Origin of the sequence: Agromyces sp. GXS1127 (assembly GCF_050565425.1) — a bacterium.
Taxonomy (GTDB): Bacteria; Actinomycetota; Actinomycetes; order Actinomycetales; family Microbacteriaceae; genus Agromyces.
Genome location: NZ_JBOCIG010000005.1, coordinates 220,375 through 245,148, shown reverse-complemented (window position 1 = coordinate 245,148; position 24,774 = coordinate 220,375). Strand labels below are relative to the sequence as shown.

Below are 24,774 nucleotides of genomic sequence, written 5' to 3'. Positions count from 1 at the left end.
GCGGCAACGACTCCGCAGGCGCGTCAGCCGGCTCGCGGGAGCGTGACGGCGAGCACCGCGCCGCCCTCCGGCGCGTTCGACGCCGACGCGTCGCCGCCGTGCGCGCGGGCGATGCCGCGCACGATCGCGAGCCCGAGCCCCGCGCCCCCCGTCACGTCGAGCCGATGCGGGGAGCGCGCGGACGACCCGCGCCATCCGGCTTCGAACGCGTGCGCGAGGTCGTCCTCCGCGAAGCCCGGGCCGCTGTCGGCGACCGCGAGGCGCACCACGTCGCCCTCCCCGTCGACCGTGACCGCGATGCTCCCACCCGACGGGGTGTGCTGGAGCGCGTTCGCGAGCAGGTTCGCGACCGCGCGTCCGAGCTGCAGCGCGTCGCCCTCGACCGTGGTCGACGCGTCCGGCGAGACGACGAGGACGAGCCGCACGCCCGCACCGTCGGCGAGGCCGCGCAGCTCCGCGACGGCGTCGCTCGCGACATCCGCCAGCGACAGCCGCTCGGTGCGCAGGTGCAGCGTGCCCGCGTCGATCTGCGAGACCGCGAACAGGTCGGCGACGAGCGCGTCGAGCCGGTCGACCTGCGACGCGATCCGGGCGAGGTAGCGGTCCGGGTCGGGCGCGAGCCCGTCCTGCAGTGCCTCGGCCTGCGCGCGGATGCCGGCGAGCGGCACGCGCAGGTCGTGCGCGACGCGCGTCACGAGCTCGCGGCGCGCCTGCTCCTGGCGTTCGACCTCCTCGCGCGCGGCGCGGATGCGGGCGTCGGATGCCGCGAGCTCGTCGAGCACGGCCCGGAACTCGCCGATCGGCAGCGGGCGCGATTCGACCGGGATCCCGCGGCCGAGGTCTTCGGCGGCGGACCGCAGGACACGGGCAGCGCGCGCGATCTCCGCGCCGAGGATCGACGCGGTGAGGATCGCGACCACCCCGCTCGTGACGGCGATCGCGAGTGCGATCTGCGCGTCGTGGTCGGAGAGGTACATCGCCTGCGTCGCGACGAGCACCCCCCCGACGACGGACGCCACGGCGGCGACGACGACCGTGACGAGGTGCACCACGATGGGCGCCCACGCGAACCGGCGCAGCAGCAGCCACGCCGCGAAGCCCACCGCGGCGGCGATCGCCGCCGAGACGGCGACGACGAGGAGGAGGTCGGTGCCGCTCACGGAGTCGCCTCCGTGCCCGGCGTGCCGGAGGTATCCGGCCCGCCCGCGGCGCCCGGGGCGTCGAAGCGGTAGCCGTAGCCCCAGACCGTGACGAGCAGGCGCGGGCTCGCGGCATCCGCCTCGATCTTCTCACGCAGCCGGCGCACGTGCACGGTGACCGTCGAGAGGTCGCCGTGGCTCCAGCCCCACACGCCCTGCAGCAGGTCCTCGCGTGAGAATACGGTGCCCGGCCGGCGGGCGAGGAAGGCGAGCAGCTCGAACTCGCGCTGCGTGAGCGACAGGCTCCGGCCGTCGAGCGAGACGGTGTGCGCGGCGGTGTCGATACGGAGCGGCCCGCGCGAGATCACCGCGGTCTCGGAGCCCGCGACCGCCGCGCCCGCCGCCTCGACGGCGAGGGCCCGGCGCAGCACCGACTGCACGCGGAGCGTCAGCTCGCGCGGCGAGAACGGCTTCGCGAGGTAGTCGTCGACGCCGGCCTCGAGGCCCGCGATGCGGTCGTCCTCGCCGCCGAGCGCCGTGAGCATGATGACCGGGACCTGCGAGTGCGCGCGGATGCGGCGGCACACCTCGATGCCGTCGACGCCGGGCAGCATCCGGTCGAGCACGACGAGGTCGGGGCGCTCGGCCGCGATCCGGTCGAGGGCGACGAACGCGTCGGCCGCCTCCTGCACGCGGAAGCCCGCCGACTCGAGGTACGCGCGGCACACCTCGAGCACGGTCGGGTCGTCGTCGACGAGCAGCACGAGACGCCCGTCGAGCAGCAGGTCCGCGTCAGCCGGCACCGATCACCTCCTCGAGGCGTGCGATCGGATCGTACAACCCCGCGTCGAGGATCCACGTCTGCAGCGTCTTGTCGAACCCGGTCACGACCACGACGCCGACGATGATGAAGACCACGCCGATCGTGCGCCGGAACCATCCGTCGGGGTTCGCGAGCCACCCGAGCCGGCGCACGAGCGTCCGGCCGAGGAGCGCGATGAGCAGCAGCATGCCGGCGAGCCCGACCGCGTAGGCCACGACGTAGAGCACGCCCTCGCCGAACGAGACCGGCAGCACCGCGGCGACGATGAGCGCGTACGTCGGGCTGCAGCTCGAGAACACCGGCCCGAGCGCCGCGCCCGTGAGGATGTCGCCGCCGACGCTCTGCCGCCGCACCGACCGGTCGAGCAGCTCGCCGCTGCGCGCCTGCAGCCCGAGCGCCGTCGACAGGCGGTCCCACAGCTGCGGGAACAGCAGGTCGACGCCGAGCAGGATCACGATGCCGCCCGCGATCACCTGCCACACCTGCGGCGGGATGCCGAGCAGCGCGGTGGTCGCCTTCAGCAGCAGCGTGAAGACGACGACGGATGCCGCGAGCGACGCCGCGATCAGGTACGGGCGCCAGCGCGCGCGGCGCTCGTCGCCGCCGCGGACGATCGACCCGCCCACGACGACGGGGAGGAGCGGCAGCACGCAGGGCGCGGCGACGGTGAGGACGCCCGCGGCGAGGGCGAGGGTGAGCGAGGCGGTCATGCGGCGGCTCCGCGGGTCACGGCATCGCGGCGACGAGCGACTCGACCGACGGGTCCTCGTAGAGCACGACGCTCGAGATCTTCTCGCCCGCGTCGTCGACGAACACGATCGTCGTCTGGATCGTCACGCCGTACTGCTGGCGCAGGTCGGTGCGCGAGTCGTAGTCGACCTTGAAGACGGTGAGCCCGTCGGGCGCGCCCTCGGACCTCAGGTCCTCGTCGAGCGCGCGGCACTTCGGGCACCAGCTCGCGTGGAAGAACAGCGCCTTCGCTCCGGCCGTCGCCTCGATCGCGCCGTCGGTGTAGTCGAGGTAGGCGCCCTCGGCCGGGGCCTCCTCCGCGAGGTCGGTGCCCGTCTCGTCGGCGGCGGTTGCCTCGGGCGTCGCGCCGGCGTCGGGGGTCGACTCCGGCGTACTCGCCGCCGATCCGGGCGCGGGCGCGTCGCTCTCGCCGGCCGTGCCGGTCGCGGCGCATCCCGTCAGCGCGATGGCCGCGACGAGCAGGGCGGCTGCGGCGGCGCCGGAGGTTCGTGCGGATCGTGCAGGCATCGGGCGTCCTCGTCTCGTGCGCGGGCGACATCCGCCCGCTGCATTCCACGGTAGGCGCGGCGAGGCGCTGCAGGTGGGCCCATGGGATTACGGAACGCTGACGGCGCCCCGACCAGGAGGGCCGTCATCCCAGAGCGGTCGGGCGGCGGGCAGTGCGGCGAGGTCGGCGGATGGCACGTGGTGGCCCAGTTCGGCGACGCCGTGTTCGGGCCACGAGAGCACGAGGTCGAAGCCGTCGCGCATCGGCGCTCCGGTCCACAGCCAGAGCTCGACGTTCACGTCGTATCGGTCGTGTCCACCGCCGCCACCGCCGCCGAGCACCTGCAGCGTGGGCGGCGCGAGGTCGCCGTCGACGTGCGCGACCTGCTGGTGGTCGATCGGCAGCAGGCGCGTGCCGTCGGCGAGCCGCACGCCGACGTGCATGCCGTCGGGCTCGGGGAACCGCGCGGGGAACCACGCGTGGCGCTCCATCATGCGTCGCTCCCACTCGCGCGGGCTCTCGACGGTGCGCCGGTGCACCCACCGCATCGTCAGCCGCAGCCCGGACGAATATGCGGCGAGCTCACCGAGGATCAGCACCGTGGCGTCGTCGCGATGGGGCACCTCGTCGCGCGCCGCCCGACCGGGCAGCTCGTGCTGCGGCGGCTGCAGCCATTCCGGCATGGGCGGCACCTCGGGCTCGGGGCCGGGCTCCGGCGGATCCACGTCGAAGAACCCACCGAAGCTCGCGCGCATGCGGCTCACCCTATCGACGTGGCCCGCCCCGCGGCATCCGCTCGCCCGAACGGTCGCAGATGCACGGTCGGACCCGCCATCCGCGACTTCTCGACGAACGCGCGGCGGCGCGCTGCGCCGCGGCGCGGCGGCGCGGCGGCGCGCTGCGTGCGAGCGCGCGGCGCGGCTCAGGCGCCGATGAGGCGCGCGGCGAGGTACCCCTCGAGCTCGGCGAGCGGCACGCGCTCCTGGCCCATCGTGTCGCGGTCGCGCACGGTCACGGCCTGGTCGTCGAGCGAGTCGAAGTCGACCGTGATCGCGAACGGCGTGCCGATCTCGTCCTGTCGGCGGTAGCGGCGGCCGATCGCGCCGGCGTCGTCGAAGTCGACGTTCCAGTGCTTGCGGAGGGTCGCGGCGACCTCACGGGCGAGCGGCGAGAGCTTCTCGTTGCGCGAGAGCGGCAGCACCGCGGCCTTGACCGGCGCGAGGCGCGGGTCGAGCTTCAGCACCGTGCGGGTGTCGACGCCGCCCTTCGCATTCGGCACCTCCTCCACGTGGTACGCGTCGACGAGGAACGCCATGAGCGAGCGGGTCAGGCCCGCCGCGGGCTCGATGACGTACGGGGTCCACCGCTCGTTCTTCTGCTGGTCGAAGAACGACAGGTCCTTGCCGGAGTGCTTCGCGTGCGTCGACAGGTCGAAGTCGGTGCGGTTGGCGACGCCCTCGAGCTCGCCCCACTCGCCGCCCGTGAAGCCGAAGCGGTACTCGATGTCGACCGTGCGCTTGGAGTAGTGGCTGAGCTTGTCCTTCGGGTGCTCGAACAGGCGCAGGTTCTCGGGGTCGATACCCAGGTCGACGTACCACTGGAAGCGCGTGTCGATCCAGTACTGGTGCCATTCCTCGTCGCTGCCGGGCTCGACGAAGAACTCCATCTCCATCTGCTCGAACTCGCGCGTGCGGAAGATGAAGTTGCCGGGCGTGATCTCGTTGCGGAACGACTTGCCGATCTGGCCGATGCCGAACGGCGGCTTCATGCGGGCCGCCTGCAGCACGTTGCCGAAGTTCACGAAGATGCCCTGCGCGGTCTCGGGCCGGAGGTAGTGCAGGCCCGACTCGTCGTCGACGACGCCGAGGAACGTCTTGAGCAGGCCCGAGAACGCACGGGGCTCGGTCCACTGGCCGCGCGTGCCGCAGTTCGGGCAGACGATGTCGAGCAGGCCGTTCTCGGGCTCACGGCCCTTCTTCGCCTCGTAGGCCTCGACGAGGTGGTCCTCCCGGAAGCGCTTGTGGCAGTGCAGGCACTCGATGAGCGGGTCGCTGAAGACCTCGACGTGGCCGGACGCCTCCCAGACCTGCTTGGGCAGGATGACGCTGGAGTCGAGGCCGACGACGTCGTCGCGGCCCTGCACCATCGACCGCCACCACTGCCGCTTGATGTTCTCCTTCAGCTCGACGCCGAGGGGGCCGTAGTCCCACGCGGATCGGGATCCGCCGTAGATCTCACCCGCCTGGAAGACGAAGCCCCGGTGCTGGGCGAGCGTGATGACGGAATCGAGACGGGTGGGTGCGGCCACGGTGGCTCCAATGGTCCAGGAAGGGAATCGGGCGAGTCGCCCGCGAAGTCGCTGTCCATCCTACGAAATGTGCAGGGCGACGGATGCCGCGGCTTCGCGCCGCACTGGCGCCGCGCACGGCCGCGGGGCGCCCGCCGGTGTACAACGGCCGGGGAGGGAGGGTCGCATGGGCTTCACCCGACGCGTGTTCCTCACCGGCGTGGCCGTGGTCGGCGTGCTCGCCGTCGGCCGCGTCGTCGGCGACCGGCAGGCGGCCGAGGATGAGCGGGCGGCGGTCGAGGAGTTCCCGGCGCCGGAGCTCGCACGGGTCGAGGTCCCGGCCGGCGCGCTGACCGCACTCCCCGCCGATTCGGGGCCGGTCATGGCCTGGACGGTCGACGACGGGACCGACTCGGCCGTGGTCGGCGCCTACACCGCGTTCGCCGCGGCGAACGGCATCCGCCTGACCTACTTCGTGAACGGCACCTACCCGTCGTGGGACGACAACGCCGAGGCGCTCCGTCCACTCGTCGAGCGCGGCCAGATCCAGCTCGCGAACCACACGTGGTCGCATCCCGACCTGACCACCCTGAGCGGCGCCGAGATCCAGTGGCAGCTGCAGCACAACCACGACTACCTGCAGTCGGTGTACGGCGTCGACGCCCGTCCGTACTTCCGGCCGCCGTACGGCCTGCACGACGCCAGGGTCGATGCCGCGGCCGCCGCGATCGGCTACACCGTGCCGACCCTCTGGTACGGCTCGCTCGGCGACTCCGGCGAGCTCGGCCAGCAGCAGATCATCGACCTCGCCGACGAGTGGTTCGGCGCGGGGCGCATCGTCATCGGGCACCTCAACCACGACCCGGTGGTCCACGTGCTGCCGCGCCTGAAGGAGATCCTGGACGAGCGCGGACTCGCCACGGTCACGCTGAACGACGTGTTCACGTCGGAGCAGCATCCCTAGTCGCGGTCCGTAGGCTTGACGGATGCCGCTCCCCGACCTGCACGTCGCCGCCGTCGCGCTCGTGCGCGACCGGCGCGTCCTCATGGTCACGGCCCGCGGTCGCGAGGTGCACTACATGCCCGGCGGCAAGCTCGACCCGGGCGAGACGCCCGCCGAGGCCGCGGCGCGCGAGGCGCTCGAGGAGGTCGGGCTCGTGCTCGACCCGGCGCAGCTCGTCGAGGCGTTCACCGTCCGCGCGCTCGCGCACGGGCAGGAGGAGGGCCGATTCGTCCGCATGCACGTCTTCCTCGCCGAGACGGATGGCGCGCCCGTGCCCTCGAACGAGGTCGGCGCGATCCACTGGGTGGGTACCGCCGACGCCGACCGATGCCCGCCGGCGGGTCGCGACGTGCTGCGGCGGCTCGCGGCATCCGACCTCATCGACTGATGCCCCGCTCCCGCGGGGCGCACGGGGGCGGCGCAACGCCCGCGCAACCCCTCGGGCGACCCCGAGGCGCATCCGGCATGATCGAGTGATCGGCCGGGAGGGGGTGCGGATGTCGCGGACACGCGAGTTCCGACGCGGGGACGAGGTCACGGTGATCACCGAGTCGGGCGCAGGCCGCCCGACGTACGTGCTCGTGCACGGCATCGGCATGGGTCACCGCTACTGGTCCGACCTCGCGGACGAGCTCGCGCGGGACGGCCGGGTGCTCGCCCTCGACCTGCCGGGCTTCGGCGATGCACCGGAACCGCCGGAGACGCCGACGATCGCGGCGTCGGGGGCCCAGCTCGCCGAGTTGGTCGAGGCCGAGTGCGGCGGCGAACCGGTCGTGCTCGTCGGGCACTCGATGGGAACGCAGATCGTGGCGGAGGCGGCGGCGCAGCGGCCCGAGCTGGTGGCATCCGTCGTGCTCATCGCGCCGACCGTGAATCCGCGCGAGCGCTCCGCCGTCATGCAGGGCCTGCGGCTGCTCGAGGACCCGTCGCTCACGCGCCCGAAGGTGGTCGCCCTCGGCATCCGGTCGTACCTTCAGGCCGGGCCGCGCTGGTACTTCCGCAAGCTGCGACGCATGCTCGACCACCGCATCGAGCTCGTGCTCCCGGACGTCGCGATGCCCGCGCTCGTGGTCCGGGGCGAGCACGACCGGCTCGCGCCGCGCGCGTGGGCCGAGCAGGTCGCACGGATGCTGCCCCGCGGCCGCTACGTCGAGATCCCCGATCGCGGCCACGAGACCATGGTCACGGCAGGCGAGCGGGTCGCCGACCTGATCGTCCGGCATGCGCGCGGGGAGCACGTCGGGCACGACGTGCAGCGGGTCTCGGAGCCGCAGGAGCTCTCGGCGATCGCGCGCGGATGGTGGTGGGCGCGCGACTACGTGTACGCCGGCATCCGGCAGCTCGCGATCGTCGTCGAGGGCTGGAACCCGCCGGCACGCTGGCGCCGCGGCCGCGACGACCTGCCGGAGGTGCTGCTCCTGCCCGGCATCTACGAGCACTGGTCGTTCCTGCGGCCGCTCGGCGACGCGCTGAACGGCTCGGGCCACCGGGTGCGCGTCGTGCACGGCATGGGCACGAACCGGCGCGGGATCGCCGACACGGCGCGGAGGCTCGGCCGGGCGATCGAGCGCCGCCCGGCGACGGCCGCCGGCCGGGTGATCGTCGCGCACAGCAAGGGCGGCCTGGTCGCCAAGCAGCTGCTGGTCTCGGGGGCGGATGCCGCAGCGGCCGGCGCCGGCGCGCACGCCTCGGACGGCGCGTCGGGCGTCCTCGGCCTCGTCGCCGTCGCGACCCCGTTCGCGGGCTCGCGCATGGCGCGGCTCATCCTCGACCCGAGCGTTCGCGCGCTGCTGCCGAGCGACGAGACCATCGTGCTGCTGGCGCGCGCGGCATCCGTCAACGCCCGCATCGTCTCGGTGTTCGGACCGTACGATCCGCACATCCCCGACGGGAGCATGCTCGAGGGCGCGACGAACATCCGCGTGCCCGTCTCCGGGCACTTCCGGGTGCTCGGCGCCACCGAGACGCACCGTGCGGTGATCGAAGGCGTGCGGCTGCTCGTCGGCGACGTCCGCGGCCGGGCGACCGACGCCGCCCGAGGCTGACCCGGAGCAGCGCAGGCCACTCCCTCACCCTCCGGCGGCTCGCGGCGCCGGGCCCCTCATCCGTGCGCGCCGTGGCCCTCGGGCATCGGCTGGCCGGGCTGGACGGGCCCGATCCGGAACGGGCGCATCATCTCATTGTCCTCGTGCTCGACGATGTGGCAGTGCCAGACGTACTGGCCGGGGTTCGCGAACGTCGCCCTGACGCGGGTGACCTCGCCGGGGTAGGCGATGACCGTGTCCTTGACGCCCGTCTCCCAGGGTTCGGGCGGCCGCGGGTCGCCGAGCGGCCGGACCGGCACCGCGACCTCGCCGTCGCCGTCGAGCGCGAGACCCTGTCGGTCGACCACCTCGAACACGACCTCGTGGACGTGCATCGGGTGCGCGTCGCCGGTGGTGTTGACGAACTCCCAGACTTCGGTCGCGCCGACGGACGGGTTCTCGGTCACCTCATCGGCCCAGAGCCGCTCGACCCAGACCCCGTCGCGAACCTCGCCGAGCAGCGCCTCGACGGGCCCCTCGACCGGCTCGCCGGCGGCGTCGACGCCTTCGCCCATCCTCTCGATGAGGGCGAGGGGCCGCACCACGGACTCCGCGGGCAGCGGCGCGATCGGCGGCAGCACGAGGTGCCGCGGCGGGGTCGTCGGGTCCGGGGCCCGGGCGGGCCCGACCACGAACGCCATGACCTTCCCGGTCGAGTCGGGATCGGCCGCGTCGAAGTCCTGGTCGGGCTCGCCGCCGCCGAACGGCTCGTCGGGGCCGACGTTCATGAGCACGTAGGTGCCCACGGGAACGTCCGTGAAGTCGACGATGACGTCGGCACGCTCGGCGGGGGCCAGCAGCATCCGATCGCCGTGGTCGGCGGTCAGGTTCACGGGCGCGGCGAGGAACCCGCCCTCGTTGCCGATCTGCCAGACCTCCACGCCGGGGATCGCGCTGAAGTCGAGGATCAGGAACCGCGACTGGCAGCCGTTCAGGAATCGCAGGCGGTAACGGCGCTGCTGCACGTCGTGGAACGGCCAGGTGCTGCCGTTCACCATGATCATGTTCCCGAAGAACTCGGGTTGCCAGATCGGCGAGAAGTCCCCGGCGGGGATGAAGGGGCCGGCGATGCCGTCGAAGAACTCGCGGGTGTCGGGGTAGAAGAGCGAGCCGTCGAGTTCGAACGAGCGGTCCTGCACCGCGATCGGGATCTCGAAGTAGGTCTTGTTCGAGGGGAACCGGTCGCCCTCCATCGGCGCGGGCGACGGAAGCACGGCGGGTGCCCCGGTGCGGGCGTCGCGCACCGCCTTCTCGCCGTCCGGACCGCCGCGGACGATGAAGAACCCGGCCGGGCCCGCGTACACGTTGAGCCGGGTCATCCCGAGCGCGTGGTCGTGGTACCAGAGCGTCGACTCGCGCTGGTCGTTCGGGTACTCGGAGACGGCATAGCCGGGGCCCCAGCTCGCGCCGAACGCGGCGGACGCCTTGGCCGCGAAGAACTCGTACCAGGTGCCGTGCGTGGCGTACTCCTCCGGGATGTCGACGGCGTCCGGCAGGAACCAGGCCTCGGCGTAGCCGTCGCTCTCGTCGCCGACGCCGACCGCGCCGTGCAGGTGCGTGACGAGCGGGACGGGCCCGGTGTAGGCGCCCGGCGCGCCGTCCGTGAAGGTCGGGCGGCTGTCGCGGCCGGCCTCGCCGCCCGGAGGGTTCGCCCAGTGCAGCGTCGGGTCGACGGGCAGGAGGTGGGGCAGGGCGGAGCCGTCGGCGGCGACGAGGTCGTTGATCCACTTCACCCGGACCGGTCGCCCCCACTTCGTCTCGATGGTGAGGGACGGCGCGTTGTGGAGGAGCAGGCCCCTCCGGCCCGCCGAGGCGACCGGGCCGTAGCCCCAGACGGTCGTCGACGGGAGGCCGGCGGGCAGGATCTGCTGGGAGAACTGCCGCACCGAGATCTCGTAGTAGTCCGCGGGCTTGCCGCCCTTGCGGGTGATCGTGCCGGCCCTGGGCATGACGGGCGGGACGAGCAGGGGCGTGACGAACTTCGGCACGTCGCCGGGCGGGAGCGTGCCGCCCGGGACCTCGGCGAGCGCGACGTGTTCGCCGCCCGGCAGCATCGCGTACAGCATGAAGCCGGCGCCGGCCGCTCCTGCGGCGGCGATGAACGTGCGTCGGCTGATGGGTCGCCCGGCGGGCGTCTCGTCCGGCATCGTGCTCCCCCTCGGGTTCGAGCCGGGGCGGGGGCGGCAGGGCGGCGACGGCGTCGTGAGTCGAGTCGTCCTCAGTTCTACCGGCGCGATCCGGTTCCCCGAAGGGACTCAGGTCCCTCCGACCGGGATGTCTGGCGCCGCCGGACGAGCGGACGCGCTTCGGCCAGCTCCTCCGGCGTCGCCATGCGGAACGCCCCCGCCGGTGCCGCCTCCACCTCGTGCCGTCCCTGCCCGCGCGTCGCGACCAGGGAGGCGATCACGGAGGCTGCGATGATCGCAGCGACGACCGCGAGCGAGACCGGCGTCGGGATGTAAAGCACGTCGAGGAGCGCCATCTTGGCGCCGACCCAGACCAGCACGAGCGCCAGTCCCAGCTTGAGGTACCGGAAGCGGTGCATGAGGTCGGCGAGCAGGAAGTACATCGCACGGAGTCCCAGGATCGCGAACGCGTTCGCGGTGAAGACGAGGAACGGTTCGCTCGTGACCGCGAAGATCGCGGGGATCGAGTCGACGGCGAAGATGACGTCGGTGACCTCGACGAGCACGAGCACGGCGAGCAGCGGCGTCGCGACGACGACTCCCGCCCGGCGGATGAGGAATCGCTGGCCGTGGAACGCGTCGGTCATCGGGACGAACCGGCGGAACAGGCGCAGCGTGCGGGACCGCTCCGGGTGGACGTGCTCGTCACGCGTCAGCAGCATCCGGATGCCCGTGATGATCAGGAACGCGGCGAACACGTAGAGGATCCACGAGAAGTTCTGGATGAGGGTCGCGCCCGCGGCGATGAACAGGCCGCGGAACACCAGCGCGCCGAGCACGCCGAGGAACAGCACGCGGTGCTGGAACTCGCGCGGCACCGCGAACGAGGCGAAGATGATGGCCCACACGAACACGTTGTCGACCGCGAGCGACTTCTCGATCAGGTAGCCGGCGAAGTACTGCTGCCCGGACTCGGCGCCCCAGGCGTTCCACACGACGATGCCGAACGTGATGCCCGAGAGCACCCAGACGATCGACCAGCCGAGCGCCTCGCGCACGCCGATGACGTGCGCACGGCGATGGGCGAACAGGTCGATCGCGAGCATGGCGATGATTGCGGCGAGCACGGCGAACCAGGCGTACAGGGGTACGTCCAACGTCTCCTCCAGTCGTCATTCGATGGCAACCGGAGGTCTCGTCCGAGCGTCGCCCGACCCGACCCGTCCGGGTCCGGCCGTGCGGCCCGGGTGCGCCGGGGCCCGATGGCGGACCCGGAATGACGACGCACCCTTCCGGGGACTACTCCCCTCCTGGAATTCAGGACAGCAGACGGATGGCGCGTCCCGCGACGGACCGCGGCATCCTCACGCCGTTCTCGGGGCGATCTCCCAGCCGGTGCAGCGAGCGCGCGCGACGCCCGGACCGGAAGGGAGCCGACGGGAGGTGACGCCTGCCTCGCCGTCCTCAGTAGAGGCCGAGCTCCCGGCCCGCCTCCTCGACATCCCGCATCCTGCTGGAGGCCGCTCCCCCGAGCCGCTCGGCGCACTCTGCAATGACGGCCTCGACGATGGCGAGCACCGGCGTCATCGCGTCGAACGCGGCCGAGGGCGAGTCGGTCTCGCTCGGCAGGACCACGTCGGCCTCGCTCGCGATCGGCGAGAGCCAGGCATCCGTGAACAGGATGACCGAGGCCCTGCGGTCGCGCGCCGCAGCGGCGAGCCGACGGGTCGGTTCCTCGTAGCGCCGGTAGTCGAAGAGCACGGCCACGTCGCCGCGACGCAGCCCCGCGACCGCCTCGATCCGCCCGGCGTCGTGTTCGGGGAGCGCCGTGACGCCCGTTCGGAGCAGCTGCAGGTGCTGGGCGAGCAGGCGCGCGAGCAGCCCGCTGAACCGCCCGCCCGCGACGAGCACGCGCGTGCGGGGCGTGCACAGGAGGTCGACGGCGCGATCGAACTCGTCGGCGACGAGCGCGTCGAACGTGCGGTCGAGCGTGCCACGGGTGATCGAGGCCGCCCGCCCGAGGCCGGATTCCGACCCGACGCCCGCGCCGGACCGATGCCGGTCGTAGAGGTCGATCGGCGACGCCGACCGCTCGTCGAGGTCGTCGCGGAGCGCCTGCTGGAAGTCGGGGAATCCGCGGTAGCCGAGGCGATTCGCGAACCTCAGGACCGTGGGCCCGCTCACGCCGGCGCGCGCGGCGAGCTTCGCGACCGTCTCGAAGCCCGCGGACGGGTACGACGACAGCAGCACGCGCGCGACCTTCCGCTCGGCGGGGCTGCAGTCGGCCATGCCGCGACGGATGGCCTCGGCCATCGGAACCGATGCGTCGGCTGCCACGTCCACCTCCCTCATCGTGCTCACCGTATCGGCCCGCCCTCGGACACCGCGACGACGAGTCCGGCGAGGAGGGCGATCCGCTCGGGCGCGCTCTCGAGGTCGAGCCACTCGTCGACCCCGTGGTCGCCGCCGCCGACCGGGCCGAGGCCGTCGAGCGTCGGCACGCCGAGGGCGGCCACGAAGTTCGCGTCGGAGGCGCCGCCGGTCGCCGCGACGTCGAAGTCCAGGCCGAGCCGGTCGCCCACGGCCCGAGCGAGCGCGGCGAGCGCGTCCGTCGCCCCGCGCTCGAGCGGCGGGCACACGTCGAGCCGTCTCACGTCGATGCGCGCGCCCTCGACGAACGGCCGGGCGGCGCGCGCCTCGATCGCGTCCAGCGTCGCGACGAGCTCGGCGAGGCCCACCGAGCGGACCTCGAGGTGCAGCTCGGCGGCGTCGGGGACGATGTTCGCCCGCGTGCCCGATGCGACCCGCCCGACGTTCACCGTGAGCCCGGGGACGGATCCGGAGAGCGCCTGCAGGTCGAGCACGAGCCGCGCGGCCTCGACGGCGGCGTTCACGCCGCGCTCGGGCTCGACGCCGGAGTGCGCTGCGCGGCCGTGGACCGTCACGAGCACGTCGGCGACGCCCTTGCGCGCACCGACGAGGTCGCCGTTCTCGCGTGCGCACTCGAGGCAGAGCGCGGCATCCGCCCCGCGCACCAGCTCGGCGAGGATCTCACGGCTCGCGGGCGAGCCGACCTCCTCGTCGGGCGTGAACACGATGGCGAGCTCGCCGAATCCGGCGTACCCGACTGCGTCGAGCACGCGCGCGGCGGCGAGTGCCGCGGCGACGCCGGCGCCGTCGTCGCAGACGCCGGGACCGCGGGCGCGGCCGCCGTCGATGCGGAACGGCCTTTCGGCCGCGGTGCCCGCGGGGAAGACCGTGTCGAGGTGCGCGAAGAGGACCACGCGCGCCGTCCCCGTGCCGCCTCGGCGCCCGACGACGACCGGACCGTATCGGCGACCGTCGCGCTCGGGCGTCGGGAGGGCCTCGACACCGAACCCCTCGCGCCGGAGCTCCCCGGCCGCCCAGTCGGCGACCCGCGCCACGCCCTCGGCGTCGTGCGAGCCCGAATCGATCGCGACGATCCTCGCGAGGTCCGAACGGAAGCGCCCATCGAGCACGACCGCGCCGTCGATCAGCTCCGTCGCCGTGGGCGGGGAATGGACAGGTGGGCGGGCAGCGGTCTCGGCAGTGCCGCGGGCCACTAGAGCACCTTCGAGAGGAAGGCGCGGGTGCGCTCCTCGCGTGGGTCGACCAGCACCTGCGACGGGTCGCCCGACTCGACGACCACCCCGCCGTCCATGAAGACGGCCACGTCGCCGACCTCGCGCGCGAAGCCGATCTCGTGCGTGACGACGATCATGGTCATGCCGCTCCCGGCGAGACCGCGCATCACGTCGAGCACGTCGCCGACGAGCTCGGGGTCGAGCGCCGAGGTGGGCTCGTCGAACAGCATGACCTCGGGCTCCATCGCGAGGGCTCGCGCGATCGCGACGCGCTGCTGCTGACCGCCGGAGAGCTGCGCCGGGTAGGTGCCGGCCTTGTCGGCGAGTCCGACCTGGTCGAGCAGGCGCATGGCGTGCGCCCTGGCATCCGCCTTCGAACGCCCGGCGACCTGCACGGGTGCCTCGATCACGTTCTCGAGCGCCGTCATGTGCGGGAAGAGGTTGAACCGCTGGAAGACCATGCCCACCCTGCGGCGTTGCGCGGCGACCTCCTTCTCGCGGAGCTCGTGGAGCTTGCCGTTCTTCTCGCGGTAGCCGACCGTCTCGCCGGCGACCCGGATCATGCCGGCGTCGATCTGCTCGAGGTGGTTGATGCAGCGGAGGAAGGTGGACTTGCCCGAGCCCGAGGGGCCGAGCAGGCACACGACCTGGCCGCGCTCGACCGACATCGTGATGCCCTTCAGCACCTCGAGGTTGCCGAATCGCTTGTGCACCTCGACGGCCTCGACCATGGGGCGTTCGGTGACGGATGCCGCGGGCACGGCCTGCGGGATGGTGGCGGTCATGACGCCGCTCCCTTCTTCGACGCGCGAGCCGAGCGCGCCTCGCGCGTCGGCAGCGCGATGCTCTGCGTGATCGTGGCGACCCGCGAGCCGAGCGTCGGACGCGCGCCGGTGAACCCGCGGCCGTATCGGCGCTCGAGCCACATCTGCGGGATCAAGAGGATGGAGGTGAGCACGAGGTACCAGATCGCCGCGACGATGAGCAGCGGGATGATCTTGTAGTTCTGCGTGTAGGCCTCTCGGATGTTCGACATGAGGTCGTCGCCGGCGACGATCGCCACGAGCGAGGTGCTCTTCAGCATGGTGATCGTCTCGTTTCCCATCGGCGGGATGATGACCCGCATCGCCTGGGGCAGCACGATGCGGCGGAGGGTCTTCGTCGGCGACATGCCGAGCGAGTGCGCGGCCTCGGTCTGGCCGTGGTCGACCGACTGGATGCCGGCCCGCACGATCTCGGCGGCGTACGCCATCTCGTTGAGGCCGAGGGCGAGCAGTGCCGCGACGGTCGCGGGGATGAGGTCGCTCGTCGTGAACGACCAGAACTCGATGGACGTGAACGGAACGCCGATGACGATCTTCGGGATGAAGGCTCCGATGAAGCCCCAGAAGATGAGCTGCAGCAGCAGCGGCGTGCCGCGGAAGACCCAGATGAAGAGCCACGCGGCGACCGAGAGGACCGGGTTCGCCGAGAGGCGCATCACGGCGATCACGATGCCGCCGAGCACGCCCATGACCATCGAGGCGACCGTGAGCCAGATGGTGATCAGCACGCCGTTGATGGTGAGCGGCTTGAAGAGGTACTCCCCGACCGTGGGGAGGTCGAGGTTCGGGTTCTGCAGGATCGAGGCGGTGGCGCCGATGCCGAGCACGAGGACGAGGACGGCGGCGATCCAGCGGCCCGGGTGGCGGACGGGGACGGCCTCGATCGGGCCCGGGCGGGCGCCCGAGGGGCCGGTCGGCCTCTCGGGCGCCGCCGTGGATGACGGCTGCGTTGCGGTCATGGGGTTGGTGCTTCCTGTTCGGTGCGAGCCCGCGGGCTACTCGGCGTCGGCGGCGCCGTTGATCGTGGCCTCGTCGATGCCGATGCCGGTGACGCCGTACTGGTCGAGGATCGCCTCGTACGTGCCGTCGTCGATCAGCGACTGCAGTGCCGCCTGGATCGCCTCGGCGAGCTCCTGGTTCTCCTTCAGCACGCCGATGCCGTTGAGCGTCGCGTCGTAGCCGTTGGGGGCCTCGGGGTCCTCGACGACCTCGAACGTGCCGCCGTCGTTCGTCGTCTTCGCGACGTAGCCGGCGCTCGGCTTCGTGAGGAGCGACGCGACGGCCTTGCCGCTCGTGATGGCGAGCTGCGCGTCGGCGTCGGAGGGGAACTCGCTCAGCTTGATCGGGTCGAGGCCTTCGGCCTCGCACTCGCCCTGCCAGACGTCGTTCACGAGGTCGACCTGGCTGGTCGCGCCCTGCACCGCGACGTTCTCGCCGCAGAGGTCGAGGTACCCCTCGATGCCCTCCGGGTTGCCCGCGGTGGTGAGGATTCCGGTGCCGGACGCCGAGTAGTCGACGAACGTGAGCACCTCCATGCGCTCGACGCTCGAGGTCATCGCCGTAATCGTGACGTCGAAGTTGCCGGCCTGGAGGGCGGGGATGATGCCGTCGAACGCCTGCTGCTCGAACTCGAAGTCGATGCCGAGCTTTGCGCCGATGGCGTGTCCGAGGTCGACATCGACGCCGGTGAGCTCGTCGGAACCCTCCTCGATGAACATCTCGAACGGCGCGTAGGGCGCGTCGGTGGCGACCTTGACGGAGCCGGCTTCCGCGATATCGGCGGGGAGCAGGTCGGCGGCGGCCTGGTCGACGGTGATCTCGACGCCGGCGACCTCGACGCCGTCGGCGGCCGGATCCGCCTCGGAGGCGGTGCCGGCGGAACTGCAGCCGGCGAGGAGGGTGAGTGCGCCGGCCAGGCCGACGGCGGCGAACACGGTGCGGGTGATGGGAGCTGACTGGGTCATGTGGGGTCCTTCGTCGGATCGCTGCGGTGGGATCGGTGCAGGACCGAGTATGTAACAGGTGTTCCGGATTTGCCAGAACTTTTTCAATCTGTAATGAACGAGCCGCGACCCGCCCGGTCGCCGCGTCATCTTCGCACGATTCGCCGCGAACCCTTCCATCGGACCGTATCGTCCATTAGCCTCTCGCACACACCTGACCATTCTGTAACGCACATTCCAAGGAGGCAATCGTGCGGACACTCCCCGCTGCACTCTCGACCTGCACCGCAGCCGCGCTCATCCTCGCCGCCGTCCCCGCGACGGCGGCGGGCGCCGCGCCATCCGCCGCGGCATCGCGTGCACCGCATGCCGTGCTGATCGGCGGCAACCTCGACGAGAATGCGGAGATCCTGCGGGCCATCGTCGACCTCGCCGACCCGGACGGCGCGGGCCCGGCGAAGGCCCGGATCGCGATCGTGACCGCGGCCGCGCGCTCGGCGCGCACGCCCGAGCAGGCCGCTGATCCGACGCTCAACAACGCCGCGGCGAACGGCCTGTACTACTCCGACCTGTTCCAGCAGTACGGCGCCGAGACGTACGCGGTGCCGGTCGACACCGCGGTCGACTACCCGGGCGACGCGTACCGCCCGGACCGCGCCGACGACCCCGCGGTCGTCGCGGAGATCGCGAAGGCCACGGGCGTCTTCTTCGGCGGCGGCGACCAGATGCGCTACGTCCGGACCCTCCAGGACTGCGAGCCGGCGCCGCTCGAGGCGTTCACCTCGTGCACCGACTCCCCGGTGCTGACCGCCCTCCGCGCCGCCGCCGATCGCGGCGTGGTCGCGGGCGTGAGTGCCGGCCTCGCCATTCAGCAGGGCGCCGACATGGTCACCGGCGGTGAGTCGTACGAGGCGTGGCGGGACGGCGCGACGGCCGGGTACCTCGACGACCCGACCGAACTCGGCTACCTGCCCTCGGGCGGCTTCGGCTTCGTCGAGGGCGTCCAGATCGACAGCCACTTCACCACGTGGGGCCGCCAGGGCCGCGCCGTGAAGCTCGGCCTCGAGACCGGCCACGACCTCGTGCTCGGCGTCGACGAGACGACGGCCGTCGTCCTCGACCGGACCACGAACGTCGGACGGGTGATCGGCGAGCACGGCGCATCGCTGCTCGACCTGAGCGCGGCCCGCGAGGCGGACGGCGGCGTGACCGGGGTTCGGTGGAGCTACGCCACGGCCGGAGACAAGGTGAACCTCGATCGCGGACTCGCCCTCGCAGCCGACGGATCCACCGCCGTGAAGTCGACCGGCGGTCCGGTGGCCGACCGCTCCGACATCTGGGACTCGCTCGAGGGCGACGGCGGCGTCTACTCGCTGCGCGACCTCGCCCGCGAGACGGTCGCCTCGGCGGCGCGCACGGGCAGCGGGACGAGCTTCGAGGCGTCCCCGCAGTTCCGCACGACGCTCACACGCGAGCCGGTCACGCGTGCGTGGTCGACCCCGAGCGGCACGGTCTCGTTCGCGGGCCTCGACCTGCGGATCGAGGTGGTCGCACCCGCGAGCTGAACGCGACCGACCCCTCGGGCGGCGGACGGCGCACGATGCCAGCCGCCGCCCGTCGGCGTTCGGGGCGGTTTCCCAGCTACATCAGTCACTGTTGCAGTCACTGCATATGCAACTGCAATCAATGAAGGGAATCCGCGATGACCACCTCCCCCGCACCGGTCGCGCCGCCGGTGCTCAGCGCACGCGCGCTGACCAAGACCTACGGCAGCGGGCAGTCCAGGTTCGAGGCCCTGAAGGGCGTCTCGCTCGGCGTCCACCGCGGCGAGTCGCTCGCGATCGTCGGCAAGTCGGGCTCGGGCAAGTCGACCCTGATGCACCTGCTCGCCCTGCTCGACCGGCCGACCGATGGAACGGTCGAGATCGATGGGGAGGACGCGGCATCCGCACCGGCGAAGCGGATCAACCGCCTGCGCAACGAGCGGTTCGGCTTCGTCTTCCAGCAGTTCTTCCTCACGGCGCAGCACTCCGTGCTCGAGAACGTCACCCTCCCGCTGCTCGTCGCGGGCGTCGCCCCGCGCGATCGGACGCGCCGCGGCATGGCCGTGCTCGAGTCGCTGGGCCTCGCCGACAAGGCGAAGAACCGGGCCAACGACCTCTCCGGCGGCCAGAAGCAGCGCGTCGTGATCGCCCGCGCGCTCATCAACGAGCCCGACGTCATCTTCGCCGACGAGCCCACCGGAAACCTCGACACCGCCACGGGCGCCCAGGTCGAGGACCTGCTCTTCGGGCTGCAGCGCGAACGCGGCATCACCCTCGTCGTCGTGACGCACGACGACGACCTCGCGGCCCGGTGCGACCGCCGCGTCACCATCGCCGACGGCCTGATCGTGGAAGGGGCGGGACGATGAGGACCGCGGATGTCATCACCAACGCGACGCGGAACGCGTTCCGCAGCAAGCTCCGCACCACCCTCACCGTGCTGAGCCTGTTCGTCGGCGCGTTCACGCTCACGCTCACGACCGCACTCGGGGCGGGCGTGAACGACTACGTCACCAAGCAGGTCGCCACGATCAGCACCGGGGACGTCCTCGTCGTGACGCCGGCTGCGTCGACCGACACGACCGACGGACCGAACGCCTACGACCCCGACGGTCGCCAGCAGTCCGCGCAGGCCAACCCCCTCGGCGCCGGCACGCTGCTGAACGATGACGACCTCGACGCGATGCGCGAGATGGACGGCGTCGACCGCGTCGAGCCCGTCCGGCAGATCGCCGTCGACTGGGTCGCCCCATCGGGCGGCGCGGACGACGAGCGGTACGAGCTCGATGTGAATCCCACCTCCTCGATCGGGCGCAGCGACCTCGTCGCGGGTGATCAGCTCGACCAGGAGGACGACGGGGCGCAGATCGTGCTGCCCGAGGACTACCTCGGGCCGCTCGGTTTCGCCGACGCCGACGCCGCCATCGGCGAGACCGTGGAGCTCGGCTACACCGACGCCGCGCAGGCCGACCAGACCATCGAGGCCCAGGTCGTCGGCGTCGCCCGCACGAGCCTCCTCGCCGCGGGCGCCGGGGTGAACCAGGCCCTCACCGACACCATCGCCGACGCGCAGGCGATCCCCGGACAGCCCGACGCCTACGTCGTCGCCGTCGCCACCCTCGCCGGCACGGGCGACGACGGCGCGGTCACCGCGTCCGACGTCGACCGCGTGAAGGCGCAGCTGACCGACGCCGACCTCGCCGGGCAGACCGTCGAGGACCAGCTCGGCGTCATCCAGACCGTGATCAACGGAATCATCGGCGTACTCAGCGCGTTCTCGGTGATCGCGCTGCTCGCGGCATCCTTCGGCATCGTCAACACGCTGCTGATGAGCGTGCAGGAGCGAACGCGCGAGATCGGGCTCATGAAGGCCATGGGCATGTCGAACGGGCGCGTGTTCGGGCTGTTCAGCCTCGAGGCGGTCGTGATCGGCTTCCTCGGGTCGGCGGTCGGCGCCGTCGCGGCCATCGGCCTCGGCTCGGCGATCTCGACGGCGCTCTCGGCCGGCCCGCTCGCCGACCTGCCGGGGCTCACGATCCTGCTGTTCGACCCGGTCAACGTGCTCGTCGTGATCCTCGTGATCATGCTCGTCGCGTTCCTGTCCGGCGTGCTCCCCGCCCGCAGGGCGGCCCGACAGGACCCGATCGACTCGCTACGGTACGAGTAATCGACCAGGAGGCGGATCATGTCGACCGAGCCCGGACCCCGACGCCGAGGCGTCGCCGAGACGACCGCGGCGATCGAGCGCGCGTCGATCGACCTCGTCACGGAACACGGCTACGACCAGGTCACGGTCGACATGATCTGCCAGGCCGCCGGCATCAGCCAGCGGACCTTCTTCAATCACTTCAAGACGAAGGATGCCGCACTGCTCGGCACCGACGAGCCCGCGATCGACCAACGGGCCGCTCGCGAGTTCATCGTGTCCGACGGGCCGCTGCTCGCCGAGGCGGCGGGGCTCGTCCGCATCGAGCCCGACCGGCTGCCGACGGACCCGTCGCTCATCATGCGACGCATCACCGCGATCTCGCAGAACCCCGTGCTGCTCGCGCGCCAGATGGAGCGGCTCACCGCCATCGAGGACGAACTGCGTCAGATCATCGAGCTCCGGCTCCGTCAGGACGCCCTCCGCGACGGTGCCGACGCGGCCGAGCTCGCCGACCTCTCCGAGCAGGCCGAGATCATCACGCACCTGCTCGCCGGGCTCATGCGCTACGTCGGCCTGAGCTGGGCACGGGCCGCCGCCGCCGGAACGCCGCCGCCGATCGGCACGGAGCACCTCACCGGGCGGCTGGAGCGCGTCATCCGCAAGCTGGGCTGAGGCGCGAACCCCGGACCGCGCGGCCATACCGCTCGGCGACGGATGCCCGGGTCCGGAGGCGCTCGTCGGTCCAGGCGAACGGCGCATCGGGCCCGGCGGCGCATCTCCGTCACGCCGGAGGAGGAGTCGAGTGGACGTCCACGCTGATCGACCGACCACCGATCCGCACGCCGTCGACGCGCACGCGTCCGAACGACGAGATCGGCCGGACGCTCACCCCGTCGCCGTCCGGCTCGAGCCCGAGCACGGCGGTGAGCACGGCGACGGATGCCGCGGCCGACCAGGCCTGCGGTCGGCACGCGGCGGGATACGGCACCGGCACCGACACCTCCGACGCCGGGTCGCCTGAGTGCAGCTCGGGCATCCGGTAGCCGAATCCGGCGGCGGCGCGGAGCAGTCCGTCGACCAGGCTCGCCGCGTCGTCGCCCCGACCCTCGCGGGCGAGGCCGAGCACGGCGATCGCGGTGTCGTGCGCCCACACCGATCCGCCGTGGTAGCTCATCGGCCAGTAGCCCGCCGAGTCCGTCGACATCGTGCGCAGCCCGTAGCCCGAGTCGAGTGACGGATCGACGAGCCGGCGCACGACGAGGTCGACCTGGGTCGCGTCGAGCAGGCCGGTCCCGAGCAGGTGCGCCATGTTCGAGGTGACCGTGTCGACCGGTCGCTTGGCGACGTCCAGGGCGATCGCCGGGTAGGCACCGGCGGGGTCCTCGATCCAGAACGCGGCGTGGAAGCGTTCGCGCAGGCGATCGGCCCATGCGCGCCACTCCTCGGCACCGGATTCGCCCAGCGCCTGGAGCAGGTCGGCGCCGCGCCTCGCGGCCTCGTAGGCGTACCCCTGCACCTCGGCGAGCGCGATCGGGCCCTCCGCGAGGGTGCCGTCGCGCCACTGCACCGAGTCGCCCGAATCCTTCCACCCCTGGTTCGCGAGGCCGCGCCCGGATCGGTCGACGTACTCGAGCAGCCCGTCGCCGTCGGCGTCGCCGTGGTCGCGCATCCAGCCGAGCGCCGCCCGGAGGTTCGGGAGGAGCGCGCGCACCTCCTCCTCCGGCAGACCCCATCGCCAGGCGTCGTGGAGGAGCAGGATCCACAGCGGGGTCGCGTCGACCGTGCCGTAGTAGTGGGGCGGCAGTTCCCCGTCCGCGCCGTCGAGCGCGAGCGACGCCCGCCGGAGCTCGTGCATGATCTTGCCCGGCTCCTCGGCGGTCGCGTCGTTCGTCTTCACGCCCTGCAGTCGTGCGAGGACTCGCAGCGTGCTTCCGGCGAGCCCGGTGCCGAGGGGGAGGAGCATGCGCGCGGTCCAGATCGAGTCGCGGCCGAAGAGGGTGAAGAACCACGGCGCCCCGGCCGCGATGAACTCGTCGGCGGGGTGCGACGACGTCGTCATCCTGAGCGCATCGAGGTCGGCCAGACCGCGCGCGATCCATCGGCCGAGACGATCGTCGGCGGAGGCCACGGTCGGCGAGCTCCACGACGGCGACGTGTCGACCCCCTCGACGACCGCCCCGGCGTCCACGGTCTCGATCGCCCACCCGACCGTGGCCTCGCCCGTCGCGGGCACCTCGATCGCACCCGACAGCAGGACGAGGCCCGCATCGATCCGCACGTCGAGCCCGTCGGCATGCAGTCGCGCCCGGATCTGCTCGCCCGTCCACTCGATGCCGCCGCCGATGCGTTCGAGCTCGGGAGCCGCGGCGGTCGTCTCGGCCAGGCCGAGCTTGACGCGGTCCACGGGAGCGGCGTCGGGCCGGATCTCGATCTCGACGCGGGCGACCACCGGCTCCGACAATCGGCTGCGAAGCGTGATGCGGTCGGTCGACCCCCTCGAGGTGGCCTCGCGATCGAGGATGAGCCGCATGCCGGGGTCGGGCGTGGGGTCGTCGAGCGTCCGCACGAGCGCATCGATGCGCACGCGATCGGCGCGCTCGCCGCCGGTGGCGAGATGCTCCGGTCGATGCCCATCGACCGCGATCCGGACGGCTCGGACGAGTCGGACGTCGCCCACGTACACCCCGTGGATCGGGGCGCCGCCGAGTTCGCCGTCGGGCGCGGACCAGACCTGGGCGGGTGCGCGCAGGACTGCCAGCGCGTCGTTCAGGAGTGGCTGGAGTGGTGCGGTCACGAGGAGCTCGATTCCGTTTCGTGATGGAACGGTGACGACCGTGCGGGTTGACACCGGTGTCGGTTGCGGGCAACATTAGCAAAGATTTGATCGATCAAATTAGCGGATTCCGAAGATCGTCGCCGATGACGACCCGCGCATGAGCCGAAGGGGGCGACGTGTCAGGGATGCCCACGGTCGACGACGTCGCCAAGGCCGCCGGGGTCTCGCGGCAGACGGTCTCCAACGTCCTGAACAGCCCCGGGATCGTCCGCGAGACCACGCGCGAACGGGTGCTCGACGCCATCGATCGACTCGGGTACCGCCCGCATGCCTCGGCGCGTCGACTTCGCACTCGGAAGTCGGCGACGATCGCCGTGCGCATCGACCCATGGCGCGACGGCATCTCGGGCATCGTGCTCGACCGGTTCCTGCACCAGCTGACCGAACAGGCCGATCGCCGAGGACTCCGCGTCATGGTGTTCTCGGCCGACGACCACACCGACGAGCTCGCGCGCATCCGCCGCCTTCGCGAGGGCTCCGACATCGACGCCTTCGTGCTCACGGCGACGACGCACGACGACGAGCGCATCCGCGCACTCACCGACCAGGGTGTGCCGTTCGTGGCCTTCGGCCGCCCGTGGGACCCGGAGACCCGGGCGGTCCCGCACCGCTGGGTCGACGTCGACGGTCGCGTCGGGGTCGCTGCGGCCGTCCGGCACCTCCGTGCCCACGGCGCGCGCCGCGTCGCGTGGATCGGCTGGCCGCACGGTTCCGGCACCGGCGACGAGCGGCGCGCGGGCTGGGAGGCGGCGAGCGGCCTCGGCGAGCGTGAGCAGGCCGGCCTGTCCCGCCACACCGAGGACGGCGTGACCGAGGGCACCCGGTGCGCGAGCGAACTGCTCGCACTCTCCGAGCCGCCCGACGCGATCGTGTGCGCGAGCGACTCGCTCGCGCTCGGCGCGATGATCGCCGCCCGCAGCGCCGGCCTCCCCGCGCTCCCCGTCGTCGGGTTCGACGACACCCCCATCGCCGCAGCGGTCGGGCTCTCGAGCATCGAGCAGCCCCTCGACGACGTCGTCGCCGCGGCACTCGAACTGCTGTTCGGACCCTCGGGCGACGACGTCCGACCGAATCCGAGCAGCGTCGAGGAGCCGGCGAACCGGCTCCTCGCGCCCCGACTCGTCGAGCGACGGCCTGGACACCTGGCGCTCGACGCGATCCCCGGCACCTGAGG

At 72.3% G+C, this 24,774-nt stretch carries 22 protein-coding genes; 8 read left to right on the top strand and 14 right to left on the bottom strand.

The window, feature by feature from the left end:
- Positions 1-23: 23 nt before the first annotated feature.
- The 6 genes from ACQ393_RS11385 to ACQ393_RS11360 form a co-directional block, all read right to left on the bottom strand.
- A complete protein-coding gene (locus tag ACQ393_RS11385) occupies positions 24-1,160 on the bottom strand; it encodes a sensor histidine kinase (protein ID WP_430646939.1) in 1,137 nt (378 codons plus the stop codon).
- Complete coding sequence (locus ACQ393_RS11380) at positions 1,157-1,942, bottom strand: response regulator transcription factor (RefSeq protein ID WP_430646938.1); 786 nt, start codon at positions 1,940-1,942, stop codon at positions 1,157-1,159. Before ACQ393_RS11380 ends, ACQ393_RS11385 begins: the two co-directional genes overlap by 4 nt.
- Complete coding sequence (locus tag ACQ393_RS11375) at positions 1,932-2,672, bottom strand: cytochrome c biogenesis CcdA family protein (protein WP_430646937.1); 741 nt, start codon at positions 2,670-2,672, stop codon at positions 1,932-1,934. The genes ACQ393_RS11380 and ACQ393_RS11375 overlap by 11 nt, the downstream gene beginning before the upstream one ends.
- A 16-nt stretch (positions 2,673-2,688) precedes the next feature.
- Positions 2,689-3,219 (bottom strand): thioredoxin family protein, encoded by a 531-nt coding sequence (locus tag ACQ393_RS11370; protein WP_430646936.1) that lies wholly within the window; start codon positions 3,217-3,219, stop codon positions 2,689-2,691.
- Between the two features lie 87 nt (positions 3,220-3,306).
- Positions 3,307-3,954: a hypothetical protein gene (locus ACQ393_RS11365; protein ID WP_430646935.1), complete on the bottom strand. Its 648-nt coding sequence runs from the start codon at positions 3,952-3,954 to the stop codon at positions 3,307-3,309.
- 167 nt (positions 3,955-4,121) lie between these two features.
- Positions 4,122-5,507 (bottom strand): glycine--tRNA ligase, encoded by a 1,386-nt coding sequence (locus tag ACQ393_RS11360; RefSeq protein WP_430646934.1) that lies wholly within the window; start codon positions 5,505-5,507, stop codon positions 4,122-4,124.
- A gap of 166 nt (positions 5,508-5,673) precedes the next feature.
- Between ACQ393_RS11360 and ACQ393_RS11355 the strand changes: the two genes are divergently transcribed.
- From ACQ393_RS11355 to ACQ393_RS11345, 3 genes are all read left to right on the top strand, one after another.
- Positions 5,674-6,450 carry a polysaccharide deacetylase family protein gene (locus tag ACQ393_RS11355; protein ID WP_430646933.1) on the top strand — a complete coding sequence of 259 codons (777 nt, stop codon included), beginning with the start codon at positions 5,674-5,676 and terminating at the stop codon, positions 6,448-6,450.
- A gap of 22 nt (positions 6,451-6,472) precedes the next feature.
- Positions 6,473-6,877, top strand: coding sequence for an NUDIX hydrolase (locus ACQ393_RS11350; protein ID WP_430646932.1), 405 nt, complete (start codon positions 6,473-6,475; stop codon positions 6,875-6,877).
- Between the two features lie 109 nt (positions 6,878-6,986).
- Positions 6,987-8,534: an alpha/beta fold hydrolase gene (locus ACQ393_RS11345; protein ID WP_430646931.1), complete on the top strand. Its 1,548-nt coding sequence runs from the start codon at positions 6,987-6,989 to the stop codon at positions 8,532-8,534.
- A gap of 56 nt (positions 8,535-8,590) precedes the next feature.
- On the opposite strand, the gene ACQ393_RS11340 is transcribed toward ACQ393_RS11345, so the two are convergent.
- The 7 genes from ACQ393_RS11340 to ACQ393_RS11310 all read right to left on the bottom strand — a co-directional run bounded on the left by ACQ393_RS11340 (position 8,591) and on the right by ACQ393_RS11310 (position 17,092).
- Entirely contained in the window at positions 8,591-10,720 is a 2,130-nt protein-coding gene (locus ACQ393_RS11340) for a multicopper oxidase family protein (protein ID WP_430646930.1), read from the bottom strand.
- 77 nt (positions 10,721-10,797) lie between these two features.
- Complete coding sequence (locus ACQ393_RS11335) at positions 10,798-11,856, bottom strand: TerC family protein (RefSeq protein ID WP_430646929.1); 1,059 nt, start codon at positions 11,854-11,856, stop codon at positions 10,798-10,800.
- A gap of 307 nt (positions 11,857-12,163) precedes the next feature.
- Entirely contained in the window at positions 12,164-13,036 is an 873-nt protein-coding gene (locus ACQ393_RS11330) for a MurR/RpiR family transcriptional regulator (RefSeq protein ID WP_430646928.1), read from the bottom strand.
- A gap of 20 nt (positions 13,037-13,056) precedes the next feature.
- Positions 13,057-14,283, bottom strand: coding sequence for a M20 family metallopeptidase (locus ACQ393_RS11325; protein ID WP_430646927.1), 1,227 nt, complete (start codon positions 14,281-14,283; stop codon positions 13,057-13,059).
- Positions 14,283-15,089 (bottom strand): amino acid ABC transporter ATP-binding protein, encoded by an 807-nt coding sequence (locus tag ACQ393_RS11320; protein ID WP_430646926.1) that lies wholly within the window; start codon positions 15,087-15,089, stop codon positions 14,283-14,285. Before ACQ393_RS11320 ends, ACQ393_RS11325 begins: the two co-directional genes overlap by 1 nt.
- Positions 15,086-16,087 carry an amino acid ABC transporter permease gene (locus tag ACQ393_RS11315; protein WP_430646925.1) on the bottom strand — a complete coding sequence of 334 codons (1,002 nt, stop codon included), beginning with the start codon at positions 16,085-16,087 and terminating at the stop codon, positions 15,086-15,088. The genes ACQ393_RS11320 and ACQ393_RS11315 overlap by 4 nt, the downstream gene beginning before the upstream one ends.
- A gap of 36 nt (positions 16,088-16,123) precedes the next feature.
- Positions 16,124-17,092 (bottom strand): ABC transporter substrate-binding protein, encoded by a 969-nt coding sequence (locus ACQ393_RS11310; RefSeq protein ID WP_430646924.1) that lies wholly within the window; start codon positions 17,090-17,092, stop codon positions 16,124-16,126.
- Positions 17,093-17,322: 230 nt separating this feature from the next.
- Between ACQ393_RS11310 and ACQ393_RS11305 the strand changes: the two genes are divergently transcribed.
- From ACQ393_RS11305 to ACQ393_RS11290, 4 genes are all read left to right on the top strand, one after another.
- A complete protein-coding gene (locus ACQ393_RS11305; protein WP_430646923.1) occupies positions 17,323-18,636 on the top strand; it encodes a cyanophycinase in 1,314 nt (437 codons plus the stop codon).
- A 137-nt stretch (positions 18,637-18,773) separates the two neighbouring features.
- Complete coding sequence (locus ACQ393_RS11300) at positions 18,774-19,484, top strand: ABC transporter ATP-binding protein (protein WP_430646922.1); 711 nt, start codon at positions 18,774-18,776, stop codon at positions 19,482-19,484.
- The gene (locus tag ACQ393_RS11295; RefSeq protein WP_430646921.1) at positions 19,481-20,782 is read left to right on the top strand and encodes an ABC transporter permease; all 1,302 of its coding nucleotides are present in this window, start codon (positions 19,481-19,483) and stop codon (positions 20,780-20,782) included. The genes ACQ393_RS11300 and ACQ393_RS11295 overlap by 4 nt, the downstream gene beginning before the upstream one ends.
- 18 nt (positions 20,783-20,800) lie before the next feature.
- The gene (locus ACQ393_RS11290) at positions 20,801-21,436 is read left to right on the top strand and encodes a TetR/AcrR family transcriptional regulator (protein WP_430646920.1); all 636 of its coding nucleotides are present in this window, start codon (positions 20,801-20,803) and stop codon (positions 21,434-21,436) included.
- A gap of 109 nt (positions 21,437-21,545) precedes the next feature.
- Here ACQ393_RS11290 and ACQ393_RS11285 read toward each other — a convergent pair whose 3' ends face one another.
- Positions 21,546-23,558: an MGH1-like glycoside hydrolase domain-containing protein gene (locus ACQ393_RS11285; RefSeq protein WP_430646919.1), complete on the bottom strand. Its 2,013-nt coding sequence runs from the start codon at positions 23,556-23,558 to the stop codon at positions 21,546-21,548.
- Positions 23,559-23,725: 167 nt separating this feature from the next.
- Here ACQ393_RS11285 and ACQ393_RS11280 point away from each other — a divergent pair, with 167 nt between their 5' ends.
- On the top strand, positions 23,726-24,772 hold the full coding sequence (locus tag ACQ393_RS11280; RefSeq protein ID WP_430647026.1) for a LacI family DNA-binding transcriptional regulator: 1,047 nt from the start codon (positions 23,726-23,728) through the stop codon (positions 24,770-24,772).
- Positions 24,773-24,774 lie beyond the last annotated feature (2 nt).